This window comes from Corallococcus exercitus (assembly GCF_003611585.1).
GTDB lineage: Bacteria > Myxococcota > Myxococcia > Myxococcales > Myxococcaceae > Corallococcus > Corallococcus exercitus.
In genome coordinates, this window is sequence record NZ_RAVW01000541.1 from 1 (window position 1) to 5,540 (window position 5,540).

At 73.1% G+C, this 5,540-nt stretch carries 4 protein-coding genes; 1 reads left to right on the forward strand and 3 read right to left on the reverse strand.

Annotated features, from left to right (window positions below; genetic code table 11):
- A partial coding sequence (locus tag D7W79_RS38055) for a fused MFS/spermidine synthase (protein WP_120530159.1) occupies positions 1-2,490 on the forward strand: 2,490 nt, incomplete at its 5' end.
- A gap of 11 nt (positions 2,491-2,501) precedes the next feature.
- Here the strand turns inward: D7W79_RS38055 and D7W79_RS38060 are convergent.
- From D7W79_RS38060 to D7W79_RS38070, 3 genes are all read right to left on the reverse strand, one after another.
- Positions 2,502-3,476 (reverse strand): DUF6268 family outer membrane beta-barrel protein, encoded by a 975-nt coding sequence (locus D7W79_RS38060; RefSeq protein WP_120530160.1) that lies wholly within the window; start codon positions 3,474-3,476, stop codon positions 2,502-2,504.
- A 104-nt stretch (positions 3,477-3,580) separates the two neighbouring features.
- Positions 3,581-4,375, reverse strand: a complete 795-nt coding sequence (locus D7W79_RS38065; RefSeq protein WP_120530161.1) for a tRNA1(Val) (adenine(37)-N6)-methyltransferase — start codon at positions 4,373-4,375, stop codon at positions 3,581-3,583.
- A 9-nt stretch (positions 4,376-4,384) separates the two neighbouring features.
- Complete coding sequence (locus D7W79_RS38070) at positions 4,385-5,530, reverse strand: DUF1015 domain-containing protein (RefSeq protein WP_120530162.1); 1,146 nt, start codon at positions 5,528-5,530, stop codon at positions 4,385-4,387.
- Between the last annotated feature and the right edge of the window lie 10 nt (positions 5,531-5,540).

The following is a 5,540-nucleotide window of genomic DNA, read 5'->3' on the forward strand; positions in this document are numbered from 1 at the left end:
CTCGTGGCCGCCGCGGTCGTGGGCTTCGCGTTCCTGCTGATGGAGCTGGTCTGGTACCGCATGCTGGGGCCGCTGCTGGGCGGCACCACCTTCACGTTCGGGCTCATCCTCGCCCTGGCGCTCCTGGGCATCGGCCTGGGCGGCACCGCGTACACCGTCTTCTTCCGCCACCGCTCCGCGACGCTCCAGGGCTTCGCCCTCACCTGTGCCGCGGAGGCCGTGCTGATGGCCGTGCCGTTCGCGCTGGGGGACCGGCTGGCCATCCTCGCCGCGCTGCTGCGCCCACTGGGAGGCCTGGGCCTGGGCGCCATGGCGCTGGGCTGGACGTTCATCACCTCCATCGTGGTGCTGCCCGCCGCGTTCGTGTCCGGCGTGCAGTTCCCGCTGCTGCTCGCGCTCATCGGGCGGGGCCGCCAGGACGCGGGCCGGCAGGTGGGCCAGGTGTACGCGTGGAACACGGGAGGCTCCATCGTGGGGTCGCTCGCGGGTGGCTTCGGGGTGATTCCGCTGCTCACCGCGCCGGTGACGTGGCAGGCCGTGGCGGGCCTGCTCGCCGCGCTGGGCCTGGGCGCCGCGGTGCTCTCCTTCCTGCGGGAGCGCCAGCGGGTGGCGATGGTGGTGCCGGTGCTGGCCACCGGGCTCGCCGTGCTGCTGCTCACCGCGCAGGGGCCCACCGCCGCGTGGCGCCACTCCGGCGTGGGCGCGGGCCGTTCGGGGTTGCGCGACCCCGACGGCCAGCAGATCGACCGGTTCCTCAACGCCATCCGCTCCGACATCACGTGGGAGCACGAGGGCGTGGAGAGCAGCGTCGCGCTCGCGGAGAACAACGGCATCAACTTCGTCGTCAACGGCAAGGTGGACGGCAACGCCATTGGCGACGCGCCCACCCAGGTCATGGCGGGCCTGGTCGGCGCCATCCTGCACCCGGAGCCCCACTCGTCACTCGTCATCGGCCTGGGCACGGGCAGCACCGCGGGCTGGCTGGGCCAGGTGCCGAGCATGGAGCGGGTGGACGTCGTCGAGATCGAACCCGCCATCCTGGAGGTGGCGCGCCGCTGCCACGCGGTGAACGCGAACGTGCTGGACAACCCGAAGGTCCACACCTCCATCGGGGACGCGCGCGAGGTGCTGCTCACAACCCGCCAGCGCTACGACATCATCTTCTCCGAGCCCTCCAACCCGTACCGCGCCGGCATCTCCAGCCTCTTCACGCGCGAGTTCTACCAGGCGGCGAAGCAGCGGCTGGCCGAAGGCGGCCTGTTCCTGCAGTGGCTCCAGGCCTACGAGGTGGACGCCCTCACCGTCCAGAGCGCCTACGCGACGCTGTCCTCGGAGTTCGCGTCCGTGGAGACGTGGCAGACGCACAGCGGAGACCTGCTGCTCGTCGCCTCCACGAAGCCGCTGTCGTACGACCTGGGAGTGCTGCGCGCGCGCATCACCCAGGAGCCCTACCGCACCGCGCTGCACGCGGTGTGGCGGACGGACGAGCTGGAGGGAATGCTCGCGCACTTCATCGGGAACGCGAAGCTGGCGACGCTGGCGGCGGAGCGCGGCGCGATGATGATCAACACGGACGACCTGTCCTCCATGGAGTTCGCCTTCGCGCGCAGCCTGGGCAAGTCCGTCTTCTTCTCCACGGCGGAGCTGCGCCGCACGGCCCGCCAGCTCCAGGTGGATCGGATGGAGTTCGCGGGCGGAAGCCCGGACTGGCACCGCGTGGAGGAGCTGCGGCTGTGGCTGGGGTACACCGTGCCCGGACAGTTCTCCAAGGAGCTCAACACCTACAACGCCTTCGTCGCGGCCGTGGTGGCGGGCCGGGACGCCGCGGTGGTGTCCCTGTGGCAGCAGATGAAGCGGGCCCCCCGGGGCCCCCAGGAGGAGTACGCGCTGGCGCGCGCCCTGGTGATGACGAAGCACCCGGAGGCGCTCTCCACCGTGCGGGCCCTGAGGGAGCACCTCCCCGTGGACGCGGAGATGCTGGAGGCCCTGCTGATGGAGTCCCAGGGGCAGGATGCCCAGGCGGCCGCGTTGCTCGAGCACGCCTTCACGGCCTTGCGCCAGGATCCCTGGCCGCTGCCTACCGTGACGGAAGCGGCCCTGGACACGGCCCTCCGGGTGGGCACCCGCTCCCCGGAGCTGGCACGCCGGCTCTACGCGGCCATCCAACAGCCCTTCGCGGCGAGCGCGGCCTCCAACCAGCGGAAGCTGATCCACGCCAAGCTCGCCGTCGCGGCGGGAGGCGCGGCGATGTGCGTGGAGGGGCTCGCCCCCCTGGAGCCGCATGTCCCCTGGGATCGCACCCTGCTGATGGCGCGGGCCGCGTGCTACGCGCAGCGGGGCGACCCTCGCGCGGAGGCGGCGCGGGAGGACCTGGAGCGCTTCCTGGCCCAGGCACCCCAGCCCTTCCTGGGAGACATCGCGACGGAAGCGCCTCCCACGGGCGAAGCGGCCGGGGAGCCCCGGGCCGCGGATGCCCCGGTGGAGCCGTAGTCGCGCGAGCGTCAGGGCGCGGGGCGTGAGCCCTGCGCCTTCGCTCGCGGGCGTCCGGGACGCCAGCCAAGCACCACGCGGCCATACGGGGCGGGCCCCATGTCCAGCCCCGGGACCTCCAGGCTGTCGCGCTGGCGGTCCAGCAGCGCGTAGTCGTTGATCAACGACAGGCCCACGGACGAGCTCAGCCACAGGTCGCGGCCCAGGTGGACGTTCACCGTGGGCCCCACGCGAACCTGCGTCTCACGCAGGTAGCTGGCGCCCATCGCCTGCAGCTCGGGTTCGAAGCGGGTGCGGAGCACCTGCATGTCCAGCGCGCCCACGAACCCCAGCTCCACCGTGTCGCCCAGCTTGCGCAGCAGCGTGAGCCGGGGCAGGCCCACCTCCAGGATGTACGGGCCCCGGTTGTAGGTCAGGCTCAGCATGGGCACCACGGGCAGCTTGTCGAAGGGCCACAGCGCGACCACGCCGAACGTCAGCCCGAAACCGGGCGCGTCCCCCAGCTGGTGGTTGGCCATCGCGAACGCCACCCACGACGTGTCCAGCGACAGGTCGAAGGAGGACCGGAAGTCCGTGCGGGTGCTGGCCATCACGCCCGTGACGAGCAACCAGCGCGGCGCCAGGGGCCGGATGGCCGTGAGCCCCAGCTGGATGCGGTGGAACCGCCGCTCCACCGGGCCCGGCCCCACATCCGGCACGTCCGCGCCAATCCACCGCGTCTCGTAGCCCACCGACGGCAACAGGTACGTCCGCCCCAGGACGAGCGGCGGCAGCGGCACGCGCAGCTCCAGGTTCCGCCGCTCCCTGACGTGGACGCCCCCGGCCTCCAGCGAACCGCCGCCGGAGAGGCCGTAACTCAAATAGAGCCGGTCCGCCTGCGTCTGCGCCCGCGCGCTGGAGCCCAGCAGCAGCGCCGCCACGGCCCAACAGCCCAGGACCGGGGCCAGGAGCCGCCACCGCACGGCGCGACGGAGGTCCACGCGCATCACACCCTGCCTTCGCGAAGACGGGGTGGCCGGTCCCAGCCCCGAGGCCGGGGAGCCTACCCTGCCCCGTCCCACTCCGGGTGAAACGAAAGCGCGTCCGTGCGTCAGCCCACCATGGCGTTCACCTCGTCGGTGAAGGCCTGATCCTCTTCCGCGTGGACGACGAGCGGCGGCAGCACGGTGAGGTCCGCCCGGCCGCCCTTCACCGCGTGGAGCAGCACCAGCTTCGCGGGCCGGTCCGCGCGTGGGTGCACCATGCGCACCGTGCGCGGCTCCAGCTGCTGCGTGCGCAGCACCGACACCAGCTCGCTGAAGCGCGACGCCGGGTACACCATGCACAGCCCGCCCCGGGGCACCAGCAGGTAGGCCGCCGCGCGCACCACGTCCGGCAGCTCGCAGGCGATCTCATGCCGCGCGAGCGCCTTCTCCAGGGACAGGTTGCTCTGACCCGCGGTGCGCGCGCGGTAGGGCGGATTGCACAGCACGTGGCCGAAGCTTCTCGCGGGGAACGTCTCCGCCACGCGCCGCAGGTCGCCCTGCACCAGCGTCACCGCGCCCTCGCAGCGGTTCAAGTACACGTTGCGCTCCGCCAGGGAGAACAGGCCGGGCTGCAGCTCCAGCGCGGTGATGTCCGTGCGCCCCAGCCGGCGGGTCAGCACCAGCGGGATGATGCCGCACCCGGTGCCCAGGTCGAGCAGCCTTCCGCGGTGCGCGCCCGCCTCGAACACGGCGAAGTGCGCCAGCAGCACGGGGTCCAGCGTGAAGCGGTAGCCCAGCCGCCGCTGGAGCACCTGCACCTCGCCGCCGCAGATGGCGTCGAGCGTCTCTCCCGGGCCCGGCTCCAACCGCAGCCGCACCCGATGGGGCCAGTCCTGCGCGGTGCCGGTCAGCGCACGCACGCGGGGCCGTCAGACTTCGGGATCCATGAAGAGCAGGCCCGCGGGCACGCGCGGCTCCACGCGCAGGGTGCGCGGCGGCAGCGTGGCCTGGGCCTCCATCACCGCCCGCACCTCCCACACCGGCGGTGGGTTGAGCGCGAAGCCCGCCTGGAACGTGCCGGCCTCCACGCCCGCCACCAGCGCGTCCAGCCCGTGCACCGGGAAGACTTGAGGGTGTCCGGACGCCTCCGGCTCCTGGATGCCCAGCACCGTGCGCAGCACCAGCGCGTTGAGCAGCGCCAGGTCCAGACTGCGCAGCGTGGGGTTTCGCGGGGCGCCCTTGAGGTGCGCCAGGTCCAGGCCCTGCCGAAAGCGCAGGATGCGGCCGCGGCCTCCCGGCAGCACCAGCAGCACCGCGTGCTGGCCGGGCACCAGCGTGGCCAGCCGCTCGCGCGCCGCCGCCAGCCCCTGCGGCGTGGTGAGCGGCGCGTCCAATTCCGTCACGCGCGCGTAGGCGGACACCAGGGTGAGGAACGTCTGCTCCTGGAAGGTCTCCACGCCCTTGAGGGCACGGTGGATGGGGCACAGCTCCAGGCCCGGCTCGGACAGCGGAACCACCGCCGCCAGCGTCTGGCCCTGTTCACTCAGGGCCGCCAGGGGCCGCATGGGGGCCTCGTCCAGCACCGCCTGCAGGCGCTTGGACACCGGGGACGGTTCGATGCGCAGGAGCGACACCGGGTTGCCGTCGTAGTTCCCCTTCCAGACGGAGGTGCCGCGCTCGGCGGCCTCCGCCAGCAGGGCCCGGAGGGCGCCGTGGTCATCCGCCACCAGGGTGACGGCGGGCTCCACCTCCCATGCGCGGGGCCGGTACGGGTCCTGCTCCAGCGAGGGCACCGCGTCCGGCGTCAGCGCGCAGAGCAGGTAGCGCACCGGAGGGCCGGAGAACCGGCCCGCGGGGCCGTGCAGCTCCACGACGTAGAGGGCGGGACGCGCATCCTTCAGCAGCCCGCCCGAGTCCCGCATCCGGCGCAGCTCCGCGGTCGGGTTCGCGGCCTCCAGCAGGGGCCGCACGTGCGTGGGCAGCGGGGCCGCGTTTCCGCGAGGAGGACCGTCCCCGGGCTCCAGCGAGGAGCCCAGCGAGGTCAGGAGGGCCGAGAACGGGAGGACGCGCGCCATACCGGGGAAA

What these genes read in the sequence shown, in the direction of transcription:
- D7W79_RS38060 (WP_120530160.1), bottom strand. Translation starts at nt 3,476, where the DNA reads ATGCGCGTGGACCTCCGTCGCGCCGTGCGGTGGCGGCTCCTGGCCCCG.
- D7W79_RS38070 (WP_120530162.1), bottom strand. Translation starts at nt 5,530, where the DNA reads ATGGCGCGCGTCCTCCCGTTCTCGGCCCTCCTGACCTCGCTGGGCTCC.